This is a genomic window from Acinetobacter sp. ABJ-A23_2, from assembly GCF_044538765.1.
Lineage (GTDB): Bacteria > Pseudomonadota > Gammaproteobacteria > Pseudomonadales > Moraxellaceae > Acinetobacter > Acinetobacter nosocomialis_A.
Genome location: NZ_JBIUCP010000010.1, coordinates 63,271 through 80,549, shown reverse-complemented (window position 1 = coordinate 80,549; position 17,279 = coordinate 63,271). Strand labels below are relative to the sequence as shown.

The window sequence follows — 17,279 nt, the reverse complement described above, 5'->3', positions numbered from 1 at the left end:
ATTAATGATTGAGTAATTTAGATCTAAAGACAGTTCCTGAAATTAATAAATTATCTAAAATTTTTGAAAGGGTGAAAGAATAAGGTATTAAAGTTTAGATTAATAATTAACTTGAGATCGTTATTGTCATATTGAATAATAATAAAAATATAATTTGTGGGGAAAGACATGACATATAAAGCAAGTTTTACAGGGTGGGAAAATCTTAAAATTGAAGATTTATTGGTGGCTTATAGAAAAGCTAAAGCAGATTGTTTTTTTGAGAATACATTTCCTACAGCTGTAAAATTTGCGAAATATGAGCAAAACTTATTAGAAAATTTAAATTTTTTACTTACACAACTTAAGCAAGATAAAGGATTTAAGTCAAATAAAAAGTTTCTAGGTGATTATCGAGTCGTTCCAAAAAAATTAAAAATTGAAAAGAAAAATAATTCTTCTATAGGACATGTACATTTTTCGAATCCAAAAAAAATATTAGATAATTTATTTTCTGAAAATAAATTAGAACCTTCTTTTCGAATAATTGGAGACTTCCCTGTAGAAACTCATATTATTTCTGCTTTATGGATAAATATGATTGGCGAGAAGTTCGATGAAAAACTATCAGAATCTTGCTATGGTGCAAGACTTAAACGTATTGAAAATGATTCACCTCTTGAAAATTATAAACCTTTTCATATCAGTGCAATAGGCTCTTTTTTACCTTATTTTAAACCTTATCAAAAATGGCGTAATGATGGTTTAAATGCTATTAGATGTGAACTCGAAAAAGACAAAAGCGTGATAGCCGTCTCTTTAGATTTGAAAAGCTATTATCATTATATTGATCCGAAAATTCTCTCATCTAAAAAACTATATGAGTCCTTTGGTATTGAGCTTGATAAAGAAGAACTTCTATTTAATAAAGAATTAGCCAATTTTTTAGAAAAATGGGCGAAAGAAGCTATAAACTTTTCAAAAAGAATTTCAGTTCAGTCTGAAAATATAAAAGGTGGACTAGCAATAGGACTAACTGCTAGTAGAATTATATCAAATATGATACTTCATAACTGGGATAAATTGATTAATGAAAAGTTGACACCTATACATTATGGTCGCTATGTGGATGATATGTTCTTGGTTTTAAAGGATACAGGAGATATAACAAATAGTGATAAACTCATGAAGTTTTTAAAGGAGCGCATAGGAGAACAATTTTTAGTTCAAGATAAAGATGAACCTAGCATCTGGTCTATTAATCAACCATATTTTAAAAATAATAAAACCCAAATTCGTTTGCAATCTAATAAGCAAAAGCTATTTATTTTAGAGGGACAAATGGGTTTAGATTTGCTTGATAGTATTGAAAAAGATATTTATGAACTTTCAAGTGAACATCGTTTAATGCCATCTCCTGACCAACTAGATAAATCAACAGCTGCAAAGGTTTTATCTGCTGCTGGAAGTGTAGGTGAAAATGCAGATACATTGCGTCGTGCTGATGGCTTAACAATAAGAAGGTTAAGTTGGTCTTTACAACTAAGGCATGTGGAAGCTCTTGCTAGAGATTTACCTCCAAGGGCATGGAAGGAGCAGAGAGATGAGTTTTATCAGTTTGCTTATAATCATATTTTAAGAGCAGATGTTATTTTTGATCATTTCACTTATTTACCTCGTCTTCTTGGCTTTGCTATTAGTCTTAATGAATGGCAGCAAGCACATTTAATAGTTTTGAAATGCTATCAAGCACTATATGTTTTAAAAGATCGAATTTTTGAACCATTAGGTGAAATTAATGGGACACAATGTCAGCTTCGTGAAGAAATATGGAAATATATTTTGGGTTCGCTAACAATATTATTTATTGATGCAGCGACAAAATACTTTGATCCTAAACAATTGTTTAAAGAGAAAGAAACTAAGCAAAGAGCAATTGAAAAAATATTTTTTGAAAGATTAATTGATAGTATAAACTCTTTTAATGATTTATTAATGTTTGATCCTAATATTGTTGATTTTTATAATAATGCTCCATTAGTTGCTAAAGCTGATTTGGCTAAAATTCCATATAAAGAAATTTTGAGTTTTAAGGAGTCAAAGCAATTATTTGAAAGCTCTTTAAATGAGAAAAATAAATTAATTAAAATAAAGTTTAAAAAATTTGATTTAATTAATTTTGAATCACTGAAGAAATTCCTTAAATCTTCATATAAGAAACGATTGAAGCATGTCGAGCAGAGTAAATATTCTTATGAAGATTACATGCCTTATTTATTTCCCACAAGACCTTACACTCCTTTAGAAATATCTGAATTAGCACCAGAATGTATGGGGCTTTTAACTAATGAAGGAAAGGTTTGTCAAATTAGACCGGCATTAATTTGGGCTAATTATACACAAGCTGTACGAGGTGTATGGATTAAACCAAGTTTACTAGCAATTGAAAATGATAAACAAAATGATAATATTAGAAGAAAACTTGATTCTAAAAAAAATCGTAGATTCTTAAAAATAGGAACAAAAAATAAAGATAATGTTATTATTGCTTTAACAAATTTAAAGACTACGCAAAGAGATTGGGCTAGTTCAGCAGCAAATAAACCTAATTTGAGTTTGGATAGATATCAACGAATATCTGATTTGGTTAATGACATTTTAAAATTAAAGCCTAAACCAGATTATGTAATATTTCCTGAATTATCTATACCATTAGAATGGGTGGACAGTATTGCATCAAGACTCTGCTCTATAGGAATTAGTATTATAGCAGGAACTGAATACCGCCATACTAGCAAGAATAAGCTTGTTAGTGAAGCTGTATTAATATTAGCTGATAATCGTTTGGGCTATTCAACTTTTTCTAAGATTTGGCAACCTAAGTTAGAACCAGCTGTAGCTGAAGATAAAGAGTTAATAAGTATATATGGTAAAGAATGGGACTTTGATATAACAAGACCTAAATCTAAAAATGGTATTTCAAGACCACTTAGAAAGCCAGTTTATATTCATAATAATTTTCATTTTGGAGTAATGGTTTGCTCCGAATTACAAAATAGTAAATCAAGAATAAGTTTCCAAGGTAAAGTAGATGCCCTTTCGGTTCTTAGCTGGAATCAGGATTTAGAGACTTTTTCTACATTAATTGAGTCTACTGCTTTAGATGTTCATGCCTACACAATTTTAGTAAATAATAGAGTATATGGAGATAGTCGAATTCGAGTTCCAGCTAAAAAATCCTATAATCGTGATTTAGCAAGAGTTAGAGGAGGCGAAAATGACTTTGTAGTAGTAGCTAATTTAGACATTAAAGAGTTAAGGGTTTTTCAAAGTCATGCCAAGAGATGGACACAAGATAATGATAAGTTTAAACCATTACCCGAAGGCTTTGAAATTATAAAATCCAGAAAATTATCACCACCAATAAAATAAAGCTTTAGATAAGTATTCAGATGATTATAAGCTTGAGACCTAGAAATGTAATATTAAAATTATTTTTTTAATATATTAATATTAGCTAGCTAGTTACTTTTCTATTGTAATTATTAAGGAATTAGATTTACGTCTAGATTATCTACTATTCGTAAATCTAATTAAATTGCTTACAACTTCTATAAAGAACTTTCATACTCCACATAACCATCTTCAATGGCCGGAATAATCTCTACAAACTCAAAGTAGGGCACTGTACAAAATTCAGAGTCTCGAATCGCATCAATCACAAAATAATAATCTTGCAGAGATGTCGTCTCAAACACAGCAATATCACTCGCTTTAGTACTAAACGCTTCAACGTCATACCAGCGAACTTTTACAGTCGGGTACTTCTCAAAAATAGGTTCAAGCTTCTGTGCACTAAACTCAGCCCGCTTTTCACGAGCTAAAGCCAACCAAGCAGGCAAAGCTCTTAAATGAATAAAAAAAGTATAGGTTCTAGACATAACCACTCCATGACTGGGCCGAGTTGTAATTCAAGTGAAAAGACATCATTTGCTTGTCATGTCAAAATGACTCAGTCAGTATATGAGTGATTACTCACATTAAATACTCGCATTTCGGCCCATGTCAGAAATCCTTCCAGACCCACGTAAACGCCCGCGTCAAGCACGCTCAGTCGCTACGTTTGAAGCTATTTTAGAAGCGGCTGCTCGCATTTTAGAGTCGTTAGGCTTTGCTGGATTTAACACAAATGCCGTGGCTGAACTTGCTGGCTTAAGCATTGGTAGCTTATATCAATACTTTCCATCTAAAGATGCTTTAATCGTTGAGTTAATTCGACGTGAACGCGCCAAACTTTCAAATCACATTCTTGAAGCCATACAGCAACACGATGCCGTAGACTTAAAAGAAAAACTAAAATTCATCATACAAGCTGCTGTGCAACATCAATTGAGCCGCCCAAAGTTAGCACGAACCTTAGAATTTGCTTCTGAAATTATTGGAAAAGACACTGAGGAAAGTGAACTTCAACACGAACTTGAAACCATAATTACTGATCTGTTTATGCGTTTTTGCATTTCACATGCACAGTTAGCCGCACAAGATGTAATTGCTTTAAGCAAAGGAATGATTAACGCGGCAGGCATAGCAGGGGAAAGCGATTTAAATCATTTACAGCAGCGAGTTGAAAAAGCTGTATTTGGATATTTGGATTTGAGCTAGCGAACATAAGCCAATGTTACAGCGGCACAACCCATGTCATTATGAAGAAAGAGCATATAGATTTGATAAATTCTTTAGAAGATGCTTTTAGATACTCAAATTACTTAAGTGTATGTAGGATAGGGTAGTGAGTCATTGTAAGAATGAATTTAGATTAGAGTGGAAATTATCTGCTTTAAAATTAATAGAGATTACATGAAATTGTGGAGAGTTGATCAATAAGTAATCCTGAAAGGTGACAAAGCATTAAAAAAGCCCAAATACTATGAGTCGGGCTTTTTTAAAAAATAAGACTATGATTTATATCAGATAAAAATTACATTTCGCATAAGCTGTATTATATTAGTTTTAGATTTTCTTCTTAATTCGAAAGAACAGTTAAACCTTTCTATTTTTTTTAACACACATAATTTTATCTGTATTTTAAAATTATAGATTACCGTTTCAATCGTAGGGATAGTTTAATTTTCTTAAATTACTCTGTGAAAATTTTATTTACATATACAAGGCTCCTTGCACTAGATGCTCTTCCTTTAAATCATCTGTACATGATGTCAATTTATTTGATTCAATCATGTATTTCTTTAAAAACTCAATTTGCTGAGTATCGAGTAAATACTTACAAATATAGCTATCATAAGAATACGAAAGCCAATCATTGACAAATATTAAATAATAATCTTCCTGATCAATATTGAATAACAATTCAGTATGCTGATACTGATCTTCCACTATAAACAAACAAAAATTATCCCACTTCAAGAATTCAGTTCGATAAGGAAGGCATTCAAAATATTTAGAAATTTTTTGCCCCTGTATAACTTGAATTTCTGGTAAATACTCAAGCACTCTTCTGATTGAAATTATAGTTGCACTAAAACTTCGTTCTGCCCCAAAACTATGACCTTCATTAATCCACTCATCTTGAGATAATTCCGCCTCAATAACATAAGATTTTAAAACTTCAGTTGGTCGATCATATAAAGTATTCAGTTCTGAATGTGGAGGGAGCCAAAGCAAATAATATCGCCCATTTTTAGTATGTTGAGCTTCAGAGTCTTGTAAAGAAATTTGGTACCTTTCACCAACTCTAGGCAAAAGCTCATCTAACTTTATGATGGACTCCCAACTTAAATCCCAGTTTGTTCGAGACCAATTGGCAGAAGCAAGTAGTTCAATTTTATTTCTATTCATTTTGACCATTTATCAGCAATTGCTTATCCCAGAATTAACTTTAACTCAAATCCCTTACAAACCACTAGCTAGCCAACAAAGGTCCTATGGCATTAAGGATAAACTGACGAAAACATGTTATATCAATCATCTTATCCAAATAAATATTATTTAATATAATAGGCGTTATCTGAAACCATATTTAAAAAGCTGTTTTAAATCAAATTAAAAAATTTTTTTATCTACTACAAAAAAGCAAATTCCGATTTTGACACAAATCGGCTTTTTTCGAGCATATTTGATAGTTCTCGCCAATCATTTTGACTAAAAATCACTCTGTATAACTTGAGTGAGATATAATTCGGTTTAACATAAAATTTCTTTTTGAATTCAAAATTAGAATAACGGCTAATTTTTATCACATCACATATTCTTGTAGTTTTTTAATAGTTTTGCTATTTATCTTAGTAAAACTATTAAAAAATTATGTAAAACAAGAAAGAATATGGATTATAAATTTTCTTGTATGTGTCGGTACTTTTAGTACAGGTGTTTTATTAGCTTCTGGTTTTTTTACTATTGTTTTATAGTGGGGATAGTTGTGATTTATAAACTTAAAATGTGGATCTCTAGGGAAGTGGTTGATCCATTTTTTTCATTATATTCGTATATTTATAAAAATTTTGTTCTTGTCCTTTCCTTAAGTTTGTGTGTGATTGTACTGCTTTGTGCTCTTAACCCAAGTATAGTTTTTACTCCTAGAAAAGAGAGTTTTGTTGTTTATGAGCCTGAATTTCATTTTAAAAATAGACGTATAAGGTCGTTAGTCGTAGAAAGAGATAATAAAAATTTTCTTATTAATTGTGCATATTTTAGAAATGAAAATGGTTCATTTTGTGACTTATATAAACCTAGAAGATTGCTTAAATTAGAAGGAAGTTTTTTTCCTTATCCTTCAATATTCCTTGATGGTAATAAAATTGTAGCTAGTAATGTTCGTTTTGAAGATGAAAAGGGGAGAGTAATTAATTTTTCAACAAGTGACGAGGAAGTTGCTTCTTGGTGGATTTGGGTTATGTTCCCCACCTTATTGATGAGGTATTTAATTTTAATTTGGTTAGTGGTGGTTGTTTCAATATTATGTTTAAAATTAGTTAAGCATAAGAAATAAACCTAATTTTATTTAAAAATAGTTTTACCTTTATATCGAGTTGAGAGATAGATATGAAAAAGGGCTGCTATTAGCAACCCTTTTGATCTAAGTAATATATTGTGGATTACTGAAACTGCTCTAAAGCCTCTTTTGCGGGTTCATATCCATTATCAGCAGCTTTTTTGAACCAAAATTTTGCATTTTCATAATCTGAGTAAACATTAGCATACATATAAGCTAGATTGTTCTGAGCCGCAGGTATACCTTTCTCAGCTACTTTTGTGTATAGCTCCAGAGCTTTTTTATTATCTTGTTTAACTAAGCTACCATCTGAATAAATATTTGCTAAGTTATATTGAGCTTCTGAAAGATTTTGATCCGCAGCTTTTTTATACAACTCTAAAGCTAAATTAATATCTTTTTGTACACCATTTCCCGAAAGATAAGCATTTGCCAAATTATATTGAGCTTTAGCATAACCTTGGTGAGCTGCTAATTTGTAAAACTCTAAGGCTTTAGATCTGTTTTTGCTTACATAATAGCCATTATCATACATGAGCCCCATATTATATTGGGCCTCCGGAAAGTCATTTTTCGCAGCTTTCTCATACCAATAGTAAGCTTTTTCTTCACTTTTTTGCGTCCCGATTCCCTTAAGGTACATTCCTGCTAAATCATTTTGTGCAATGGGCAGTCCTTTTTCGGCTGCCTTTTTAAAATATGAAAAAGCTTTTGAATAATCCTTAGGTACTTCTTTACCTAAGAAGTATTTCCCGCCTTGCTCATATATTTTACTTAATTCACTTTGAGTATTATTTTGTGGTGAAAGTGGTTTTGAGCAACATATAGTACTTAAAGTCGATAAACTTATGACGCTAGAAATTATTAAATATCTTATATTCATAATGTATCTCTTATAAATTAATCTACTGCAATTCATACTAATAGTTATCTTAAATAAATATAAAAAATCCGACATATAGTCGGATTTTTTATAGCCTCAAATTACATTGAGGAAGAATGCTTAAACTTACCAGCTTAACGCACCACCAGTTTGGTAGTCAGTTACGCGAGTTTCAAAGAAGTTCTTCTCTTTACGTAAATCCATCATCTCAGACATCCACGCAAATGGATTCGTTACACCAGCAAATTGCTCTGGTAAACCTAACTGAGATAAACGACGGTTACAGATGAATTTCAAATATTCTTCCATCATACTTGCATTCATACCTAATACACCGCGTGGCATCGTGTCACGTGCATATTCGATTTCAAGCATAGTACCTTCAAGAATCATTTGAATCACTTCTTGTTGGAACTCGGCAGTCCAAAGGTGAGGGTTCTCAATCTTGATTTGGTTAATCATGTCGATACCAAAGTTCAAGTGCATAGACTCATCACGCAAGATGTATTGGAACTGCTCAGCAACACCGTTCATCTTGTTACGACGGCCCATACTCAAAATTTGAGTAAAGCCACAGTAGAAGAAGATCCCTTCAAGTACGCAGTAGAATGCGATCAAGTTACGAAGTAAACGTTGGTCGTTTTCAGGAGTACCAGTGTGGAAAGTAGGGTCACTTAAAGATTGAGTGTACTTAAGGCCCCAAGATGCTTTACGCGCAACAGAAGGAATCTCGCGGTACATGTTGAAGACTTCGCCTTCGTCCATACCTAAAGATTCGATACAGTATTGGTAAGCGTGAGTGTGAATAGCTTCTTCAAACGCTTGACGCAAGATGTACTGACGGCATTCAGGGTTAGTAATGTGACGGTAAATCGCCAATACTAAGTTGTTTGCAACCAAAGAGTCCGCAGTCGAGAAGAAACCTAAAGAACGCATAACAATAGTACGCTCATCTTCGGTCAAGCCATTTTCAGACTTCCAAAGTGCGATGTCATGGTTCATGTTCACTTCTTGCGGCATCCAGTGGTTTGCACACCCGTCAAGATACTTCTGCCAAGCCCATTCGTATTTAAACGGTACAAGTTGGTTCAAGTCTGCACGACAGTTAATCATAGCTTTGTCGTCAACCTGAACGCGTTGTGCGCCCATTTCTAACTCTTCAAGGCCAGGAGCAACATCCAAATGTTCTAAGGCTGCAGATGCTCGAGCCATTGAATCGGTTGGATTTGTTGATCGCACGGAATGGGTTCCAGCGGATTGTGGAGCTGCCACGCTCTGCGATGATGGCTGCGCAGCAGATACATTCTGCGAATCAGACGTTTTTTCCGGTTGGATGGGCGCAGACTTGTGTTCAGGTGCAGCCGGTTTTTGCGAATCATCTTCAAAATCGTCCCAACTAAGGATAGACATTGTTGTTCTCTCTTCGTTGTATATATCTATGTTCGACATCTCTAAACGAAGATGTCACTACTATACGCTTATAATGTGTAAACAAAATTAAGTTTTATCGATGTATGACCAAATTTTGGGCCTTTGGTCCATCATCCCTACAACTTATTTTGCTTACGCTTTTGTTCACGGATTTTAAAAAAGGCGTAAACCATAGGCGTATAAAAGAAAATAAAGGCAAAGATTAAGATTCCAACACCAAGCATATAGTTATGGCTGAGATGAAAAAACATAATCTTTACCTCATTTAAAGTTACTCTTTTGTTTAAAGAGCAACTTTATTGAATGTTATTGGCAAGCTTCGCAATCTGGGTTGTCGATTGAACAAGCCATAGGAACCGGAGCTGCTTGAGTAAAGCCGTCTTCTTCAACTGCTTCAGGCTTTTTCGCTTCTACGACCGGAGCCGCTGCAGGGGCTGCTGCTTCTACAGTTGCAGGTTTAACCGCGTTTAATGCACCTGTGTTAATTGTAGATTTTTCAGCAGAAGTTGCACCTAAAGCTCGGAGGTAATAAGTCGTCTTAAGACCACGTAACCATGCCATCTTGTAAGTGATGTCAAGTTTCTTACCGTTTGCACCAGAGATGTAAAGGTTAAGAGACTGTGCTTGATCAATCCATTTTTGACGGCGTGATGCAGCATCAACAATCCAGCGTGGCTCAACTTCAAACGCAGTAGCAAAGATTGCTTTTAATTCTTCAGGAATACGAGCAATTTTTTGTACTGAACCTTCAAAATGTTTAAGGTCGTTAACCATTACTGTGTCCCAAAGACCACGGTCTTTCAATGCACGAACAAGGTAAGGGTTAATAACAGTGAACTCACCAGACAAGTTAGATTTCACATATAAGTTTTGGAATGTTGGCTCAATAGACTGAGAAACACCACAAATGTTCGAAATGGTTGCAGTTGGAGCAATCGCCATTACGTTTGAGTTACGCATACCGTCTTTTTGAACTTTGGCACGTAAAGTATCCCAGTCTAAACGTTGAGTACGGTCAACTTCGAACATACGCTCTGGACGAGATTTCGCAACAATTTCAATAGAGTCGATTGGAAGGATACCTTGATCCCACAATGAACCTTTGAATGTTGAGTAAGCACCACGTTCAACAGCCAAGTCGCTTGAAGTTTGGATTGCATAGTAGCTAATCACTTCCATTGACTCGTCAGCAAAGTTCACAGCTTCATCAGAACCGTAAGCCATACCCATTTCGTAAAGTGCATCTTGGAAGCCCATGATACCCATACCAACAGGACGGTGTTTCAAGTTAGAGTTTTTCGCTTGTGGTACAGCGTAGTAATTAATGTCGATAACGTTATCGAGCATACGAACTGCTGTTTTAACCGTACGCGCTAACTTTTCACGGTCTAATACGCCGCCTTTAACGTGTTGAACAAGGTTGATCGAACCTAAGTTACATACTGCAATTTCGTCTTGGTTTGTATTTAACGTAATTTCAGTACATAGGTTAGATGAGTGAACTACGCCAACGTGTTGTTGTGGTGAACGTAAGTTACATACATCTTTAAACGTGATCCACGGGTGACCAGTTTCGAACAACATAGAAAGCATTTTGCGCCATAAGTCTTTAGCACGTACTTTCTTGTGCAACATGTTCTGTTCTTTCGCAACAGACTCATAGTATGCATAGCGTTCAGCAAACTCAGCACCAGTTAAATCGTGTAGGTCTGGAGTTTCAGACGGCGTAAATAGTGTCCAATCGCCATCTTCAAACACACGTTGCATAAATAGGTCAGGAACCCAGTTTGCAGTGTTCATGTCGTGAGTACGACGACGGTCATCACCTGTGTTTTTACGAAGTTCCAAGAATTCTTCGATGTCTAAGTGCCAAGTTTCTAAGTACGCACAAACCGCACCTTTACGCTTACCACCTTGGTTTACTGCAACGGCTGTATCATTCGCAACTTTAAGGAACGGAACAACACCCTGAGATTTACCGTTTGTACCTTTAATATAAGAGTTCAGGGCACGTACAGGAGTCCAGTCATTACCTAAACCACCTGCCCATTTAGAGAGCATCGCGTTGTCACGCATTGCACCATAAATGTCATAAAGGTCATCACCAATCGTTGTTAAGTAACAACTTGAAAGCTGTGGACGTAATGTACCTGAGTTAAACAGGGTAGGCGTAGACGCCATGTAGTCAAAGCTAGACAACAAGTTATAGAACTCGATTGCACGCTCTTCTTTATCTTGCTCATTCAGTGCAAGACCCATAGACACACGCATGAAGAATAATTGTGGTAATTCGAAGCGAACGCCGTTTGAGTGAATGAAGTAACGGTCAAATAGAGTCTGTAAACCTAAGTAGGTAAACTGGTTAGAACGTTCAGGCTGAATCGCTGCTGCTAGTTTTTCTAAATCGAACTTAAGCAAGTCTGGTGAAAGCAAATCAAGCTCTACACCTTTTTTCAAGAATGCTTCAAGTGCATTGTTTTCAGCTGTATCGGCCGGTAAACCTAAGAATGCTAAACCAGTGCTGACCAACTCATCACGAAGCAAACGTGCAGTTACGTATGTATAGTTAGGTTCTTGTTCGATACGCGTACGTGTTGCCATCATCATGGTGGTAGCAATATCGCTTTCTTTTACGCCGTTATATAAGTTTTTAACGGTCTCATCGATAATTGCTTGAACCTCAATACCTTCTAAGCCTTCAGCAGCTCTATTTACAGTTGCTTGTAACGCACTTAAATCAAGTGGTTGAAGCTGACCGTTTGCATCAGTAACTTGCAAGGTAGGGTGGTGGTTTGAATTTGTTTGCTGACGAGCGCTAGCACGTTGTTCGCGGTAAATTACATAAGCGCGGGCAACTTTTTGTTCCCCAGTACGCATTAAAGCAAGTTCTACTTGATCTTGAATTTCTTCAATATGGATCGTACCGCCCGATGGTAAACGGCGTTTAAAAGTATTTAATACCATTTCCGTCAACTGGGTAATACGGTCATGAATACGGCTTGAATCCGAACTCTGTTGACCTTCCACAGCAAGAAAAGCTTTACCAATCGCAACAGAAATTTTCTCTGCATCAAATGCAGCAACATCTCCAGTACGCTTAATCACCTGAATTTGACCAGGAGTCGAAGTAATTACGCTCATGCCAGCATAGCTCCATTGTCACTTTTGTTATGTTCATAGACCGTTTGAACCGAGCAAAAAACATGCCACGATATTTGAGGGATAAACACAAGACTTAGTAGTTAAAGTTTATTTTCAACACAAGATACGGGATTTTTTAAGCTAGATCAATCTTGACTTTTTAGTAATTTTTTATCTGTATGATTTGTCGGGAGATAGCATACCAAAGCTATGAAAAAACACTTATAGATAACTTTGTGGATAACTCAAAAAACAAGCACTTGAGCGAATTTAAATTCATCAAAGAAATAATTTGTTTAATATTCATACATAGGAAATATGAATAGATTATGACATATAAGAATAATCAACAGATATCAAAAACACTTGAAAATTCAAAGGTTAATAAAATGCAACAAAACATGGTTGTCATGTATCAGTTTGGTGAACGCCTACTTGTTTACAATGTAAACGTGTGTATATTGCAAATGATAAACGAATGTATCTGCAAGATTTTTAAGATGCATGTAATGAGATTTATAGGGGCAATGATATGAGCCAAGAAGAAAAGTTACCAAAGATTCTGATCGTTGAAGACGACGAGCGTTTAGCGCGATTAACTCAAGAGTATTTAATCCGCAACGGTTTGGAAGTTGGTGTAGAAACTGATGGTAACCGTGCAATTCGTCGTATTATTAGTGAGCAACCAGATCTTGTGGTCTTGGATGTCATGTTGCCGGGTGCAGATGGTTTAACCGTTTGTCGTGAAGTTCGCCCACACTACCATCAACCTATTTTGATGTTGACTGCGCGTACTGAAGACATGGACCAAGTACTTGGTCTAGAAATGGGTGCAGACGATTATGTCGCTAAACCAGTTCAACCACGTGTATTATTAGCGCGTATTCGTGCACTATTACGTCGCACAGATAAAACTGTTGAAGATGAAGTTGCTCAACGTATTGAGTTTGACGACCTTGTTATCGACAACGGTGGCCGCTCTGTAACCTTAAATGGTGAGCTTGTTGACTTTACAAGTGCTGAATATGACTTGTTATGGTTGCTTGCTTCAAACGCTGGTCGCATTTTATCGCGTGAAGATATCTTCGAACGTTTACGTGGTATCGAATACGATGGTCAAGACCGTTCAATCGACGTACGTATTTCACGTATTCGTCCAAAAATTGGCGATGATCCTGAAAATCCAAAACGTATTAAAACTGTACGTAGTAAAGGTTACTTGTTTGTTAAAGAAACCAATGGATTGTAAAATCTGATTAAACTTCCTATAAGGTTGGTCGAGTGTTTAAACACAGTATATTCCTGCGAATATATGCGGGGCTGGTAATTCTTGTTGTTTTGGTGGCTGTTTTTGGGTATTTACTGGTACAAATTATCAACTACCAACGCGCACAAGAATACCGAGAATCTTTAACTGATGGTATTTCTTATGTCATTAGTGAAGGGGTTGCTCGACAACCTGGGAAGCAGCAAAAGATAGATTGGATTTCTGACGCATCTGATTTGCTCGAACTTCCAATTTACTATACCGATGCAAGCAAGGTTGAATTGTCTAGAACCGAGAAAAAGCGGATCGAAGCACAAAAATCTGTTGTTCGTTACGATGCCAGTAATAGCATTGCATATGTCATTATTGGTTTGCGTGACGACCCACAACATTATCTATCTATAAAAGTCGACAAAATTAGTGAACGTCAAATGAAGGCTCTTCCTATTTTTGTACTCGACTATCTAATGTTTTATCCGGGGCAGGAACAAGAGTACCTTGCCAAGATTCAAAAACACTTCTCATATCCAATCAATATTCAAAACATTCAAGATGTAAATCTGGACTCTGAACAGATTGGACGTTTACGCCAAGACCAAAGTGTCATGTTGTATAAAGATAGTGCAACAGTACGTGGTACAACCATTTCGATTGTTTCTCCAATCCCGAATCATCCTGCACAAGTGTTAGTGTTGGGCCCAGTTCCAATGTTTAACTGGATGCCTTTACAGCTTTCTGCGGGTATTACCTTATTTAGCCTGTTCTTATTAAGTTTAGGTGTTTACGGTTTGATTTTGCCGTTAGAGCGCAAAATTCGACAAGTGCGTTATGCATTAAACCGTATGAAATCGGGTGATTTGTCATTGCGTGTTCCGATTGAAGGAAGTGACGAAATGGCAAACTTGGCTTCAAGTTATAACAATATGTCTGATCATATTCAGCGTTTGATTGAAGCTCAACGTGAGTTAATGAGAGCGGTATCTCATGAACTCAGAACGCCTGTGGCACGTATTCGCTTTGGTACAGAAATGTTAGCCGAAGAAGATGACTACAATCACCGTATGCATCAGGTCGACATGATTGATAAAGATATTGAAGCACTCAATACCTTAATTGATGAAATCATGACCTATGCAAAACTAGAGCAGGGTACACCTTCGCTAGATTTTGCAGAAATTGTGCTCTTTGAAGTGTTAGATCAGGTTGCTGTTGAAACCGAAGCTTTAAAAACACAGAAAGAAATTGAGCTCATTCCACCACCTTTATATGTCAAAGTAGATGCAGAGCGCCGTTACCTTCACCGTGTTGTACAAAACTTGGTAGGTAATGCTGTTCGCTATTGTGATAACAAAGTGCGTATCACTGGTGGTATTCATAGCGATGGTATGGCTTTTGTTTGTGTTGAAGATGATGGACCGGGTATTCCTGAGCAAGACCGCAAACGCGTATTCGAAGCCTTTGCACGTTTAGATGATAGCCGTACACGTGCATCTGGCGGTTATGGTTTGGGCCTTTCCATTGTAAGTCGTATTGCTTACTGGTTTGGTGGTGAGATTAAAGTAGATGAGAGCCCAAGTTTGGGTGGGGCACGCTTTATTATGACGTGGCCAGCACATCGCTTTAAACAACCGCCATTAAAAGCAAATAAAAAAGCACCTGCATAAGGTGCTTTTTTTATTGGTTTATTTATAACTGAGTGGCATCAGGCTCTAAAATTGGTTTTCCGCTTCTTAGACTGTTTAGCGCATCTATATTAAAGTCAATTAACAGCGAATTGTTTTTAGCATCGATTTGATATTTTTGAATAAGAGGTTGGTCTCCATTCAATGTTTCAACTCTATATGAATCCGCAATATGTAAAATGCCTTCTAGGTTTGTTGTTGTTGACGCGAAATCTTGTCTAAAAATTTCATAGACATCACGCAAGTCAAAAATGGCATTATCTGCATCTGGATGTTTTTGAATATAGCTTTCTATGTGTCGCACGAGTAATTGTGCAAACAAGTAATAGTCTGGTTTATGCGTATATTCTAGATTCATACATTTTTCTCCTTATTATCTGTTACTAGCATACATGGCAAAACAGAAGTTATTGTATAAAATTCATTACACTAGATGATGACTTGAAAATATTACAAAGAAATAAAAACTCGGTTACGTCCTTGGCGCTTTGCTTGATAGAGTGCGTCATCTGCTTCTTTAAACAAGCTTTCAATAGGGCGATGGTAGTTTGGAGAATATAAACTAATACCAATACTGACCTGTACAAAAATAGGTAATTTGCCATAGACATAAATGGGTTGCTGACTAATTTTAATGCGTATTCTTTCTGCAAGTTCAAAAGCTGCTTCTTTAGTTGTGTCTGGAATAAAAATTGCGAATTCCTCACCGCCAAAACGACCGAGTAAGTCATGAGGGTGCAAAATATTTTGTATGGTGGTTACACAGGTTTGTAAGGCTCTATCACCAATCAAATGACCATAACTATCATTCACTTTTTTAAAGTGATCGACATCCAACATAAAAAATGCAGAGGTCTTATTTTCCTTTTGTACTTTTTCCTGAAGTAGACGAACTGATTGTAAAAACTGACGTCGAGTTAAACTCGAAGTGAGTTCATCATGGGCAATTGCATGTTGTAATTTTTGAATTAAATCAGAATGAAGCGCACTAATACTAGAAACGGTAAGAGGTGCAAGCGTCATCATAATTAATCCAATACGAATTGAGATGGTATTGCTTAAGTATTCATTTGGATAAAGTAATAAATAATGTCCAGAGACATGATAAATAGTATAAGCACTGGTAAATGAGGTAATCAGTGCCACAATAATTGGTTTATAGCGTATAGCACACCAAGTTAAGGCTGCTATAGGGTAGAGTAAAGAACCCGGTCCTGAGTCGTAATAACTTACGACAATTGAAACTAATACCGCCAAAAAGGGTAATAAATCAATCGTAGTTATATGTTGCCGATTACCCTTAAGATAACGCTTTATTTGAGGGTAAGGAGGAAAGTTTATGAGTATAGGGAGTAGAAGTAGGGCATTTTGTAATTCGGAAGTCATCCAGTAACCAAATTCGGCCCAAAAGCTGCCAAGCATAAATTTGGTATTAAACATCGGTACAAAAGTTGCAGCAAAATAAGCGCCTACTAAGCTGCCAATTCCGCATAATGCAAATAAAAATAGATAAGAATAGCCACGATGAGCAGCTTTAATATGTTGATTTAAAAAAAGGTATAGCGTTAAAGAGGTAACCACATAAAGAAAATTAGAAGTGGTTAGAATAATAGTTAGTAAAAAGGGTGTGCCTTGAATAAGATCGGCAATTACATATCCAGTATACGCACCAAGAAAAGTACCGAGTTTACGTGTTTGAGGATAACGAACAAGTAATCCTAGTAGAACCGAATTGGCAGGCCAGAAAAAGGCAAGAAAACTAAGTGGGCGAGACGCAATTCCAATGAAGCAGCATATTGAAATAATGACAGTAAATAAGAGAAAAAATTTCAAGAAGGAAGAAAATGAAAGTTCACGAAGTGAGTATGGCATCAGCTGCCCTTAATG

Annotated in this window: 14 protein-coding genes; 6 read left to right on the top strand and 8 right to left on the bottom strand. The window is 35.8% G+C overall.

The genetic code is table 11. The features are described 5' to 3' along the window. Window positions 1-168: 168 nt before the first annotated feature. Window positions 169-3,411: an RNA-directed DNA polymerase gene (locus tag ACH63V_RS05755; protein WP_368568567.1), complete on the top strand. Its 3,243-nt coding sequence runs from the start codon at window positions 169-171 to the stop codon at window positions 3,409-3,411. Between the two features lie 179 nt (window positions 3,412-3,590). On the opposite strand, the gene ACH63V_RS05750 is transcribed toward ACH63V_RS05755, so the two are convergent. After that, entirely contained in the window at window positions 3,591-3,920 is a 330-nt protein-coding gene (locus ACH63V_RS05750; RefSeq protein ID WP_002050365.1) for a darcynin family protein, read from the bottom strand. A 121-nt stretch (window positions 3,921-4,041) separates the two neighbouring features. Here ACH63V_RS05750 and ACH63V_RS05745 point away from each other — a divergent pair, with 121 nt between their 5' ends. Then, window positions 4,042-4,641, top strand: coding sequence for a TetR/AcrR family transcriptional regulator (locus tag ACH63V_RS05745; RefSeq protein WP_396462961.1), 600 nt, complete (start codon window positions 4,042-4,044; stop codon window positions 4,639-4,641). Between the two features lie 495 nt (window positions 4,642-5,136). Here the strand turns inward: ACH63V_RS05745 and ACH63V_RS05740 are convergent, their stop codons facing one another. Continuing rightward, window positions 5,137-5,835 (bottom strand): hypothetical protein, encoded by a 699-nt coding sequence (locus ACH63V_RS05740; RefSeq protein ID WP_396462960.1) that lies wholly within the window; start codon window positions 5,833-5,835, stop codon window positions 5,137-5,139. 580 nt (window positions 5,836-6,415) lie between these two features. Between ACH63V_RS05740 and ACH63V_RS05735 the strand changes: the two genes are divergently transcribed. Further along, window positions 6,416-6,985, top strand: coding sequence for a hypothetical protein (locus ACH63V_RS05735; RefSeq protein ID WP_396462959.1), 570 nt, complete (start codon window positions 6,416-6,418; stop codon window positions 6,983-6,985). A gap of 106 nt (window positions 6,986-7,091) precedes the next feature. On the opposite strand, the gene ACH63V_RS05730 is transcribed toward ACH63V_RS05735, so the two are convergent. The 4 genes from ACH63V_RS05730 to ACH63V_RS05715 all read right to left on the bottom strand — a co-directional run bounded on the left by ACH63V_RS05730 (window position 7,092) and on the right by ACH63V_RS05715 (window position 12,443). Next, a complete protein-coding gene (locus ACH63V_RS05730) occupies window positions 7,092-7,871 on the bottom strand; it encodes a tetratricopeptide repeat protein (protein ID WP_343570244.1) in 780 nt (259 codons plus the stop codon). A 126-nt stretch (window positions 7,872-7,997) separates the two neighbouring features. After that, window positions 7,998-9,281: a ribonucleotide-diphosphate reductase subunit beta gene (locus ACH63V_RS05725; RefSeq protein ID WP_016804659.1), complete on the bottom strand. Its 1,284-nt coding sequence runs from the start codon at window positions 9,279-9,281 to the stop codon at window positions 7,998-8,000. A 137-nt stretch (window positions 9,282-9,418) separates the two neighbouring features. After that, window positions 9,419-9,553, bottom strand: coding sequence for a preprotein translocase subunit YajC (locus ACH63V_RS05720; RefSeq protein ID WP_263613010.1), 135 nt, complete (start codon window positions 9,551-9,553; stop codon window positions 9,419-9,421). 55 nt (window positions 9,554-9,608) lie between these two features. Then, window positions 9,609-12,443: a ribonucleoside-diphosphate reductase subunit alpha gene (locus ACH63V_RS05715; protein ID WP_263613011.1), complete on the bottom strand. Its 2,835-nt coding sequence runs from the start codon at window positions 12,441-12,443 to the stop codon at window positions 9,609-9,611. Window positions 12,444-12,772: 329 nt separating this feature from the next. On the opposite strand from ACH63V_RS05715, the gene ACH63V_RS05710 reads away from it, so the two are divergent. Genes ACH63V_RS05710 through bfmS form a run of 3 tightly spaced genes read left to right on the top strand, consistent with a single transcriptional unit; the run spans window position 12,773 to window position 15,374 of the window. Further along, on the top strand, window positions 12,773-12,979 hold the full coding sequence (locus ACH63V_RS05710) for a hypothetical protein (RefSeq protein ID WP_396462958.1): 207 nt from the start codon (window positions 12,773-12,775) through the stop codon (window positions 12,977-12,979). Further along, a complete protein-coding gene (gene bfmR / locus ACH63V_RS05705) occupies window positions 12,976-13,692 on the top strand; it encodes a response regulator transcription factor BfmR (RefSeq protein ID WP_000076440.1) in 717 nt (238 codons plus the stop codon). Before ACH63V_RS05710 ends, bfmR begins: the two co-directional genes overlap by 4 nt. A gap of 32 nt (window positions 13,693-13,724) precedes the next feature. Further along, complete coding sequence (bfmS, locus tag ACH63V_RS05700) at window positions 13,725-15,374, top strand: sensor histidine kinase BfmS (protein WP_004710386.1); 1,650 nt, start codon at window positions 13,725-13,727, stop codon at window positions 15,372-15,374. A 22-nt stretch (window positions 15,375-15,396) separates the two neighbouring features. Here bfmS and ACH63V_RS05695 read toward each other — a convergent pair whose 3' ends face one another. Together ACH63V_RS05695 and ACH63V_RS05690 are read right to left on the bottom strand one after the other, a co-directional pair. Beyond that, the gene (locus ACH63V_RS05695) at window positions 15,397-15,750 is read right to left on the bottom strand and encodes a hypothetical protein (RefSeq protein ID WP_263613013.1); all 354 of its coding nucleotides are present in this window, start codon (window positions 15,748-15,750) and stop codon (window positions 15,397-15,399) included. A gap of 92 nt (window positions 15,751-15,842) precedes the next feature. Then, window positions 15,843-17,264, bottom strand: a complete 1,422-nt coding sequence (locus ACH63V_RS05690; RefSeq protein ID WP_396462957.1) for a GGDEF domain-containing protein — start codon at window positions 17,262-17,264, stop codon at window positions 15,843-15,845. Window positions 17,265-17,279 lie beyond the last annotated feature (15 nt).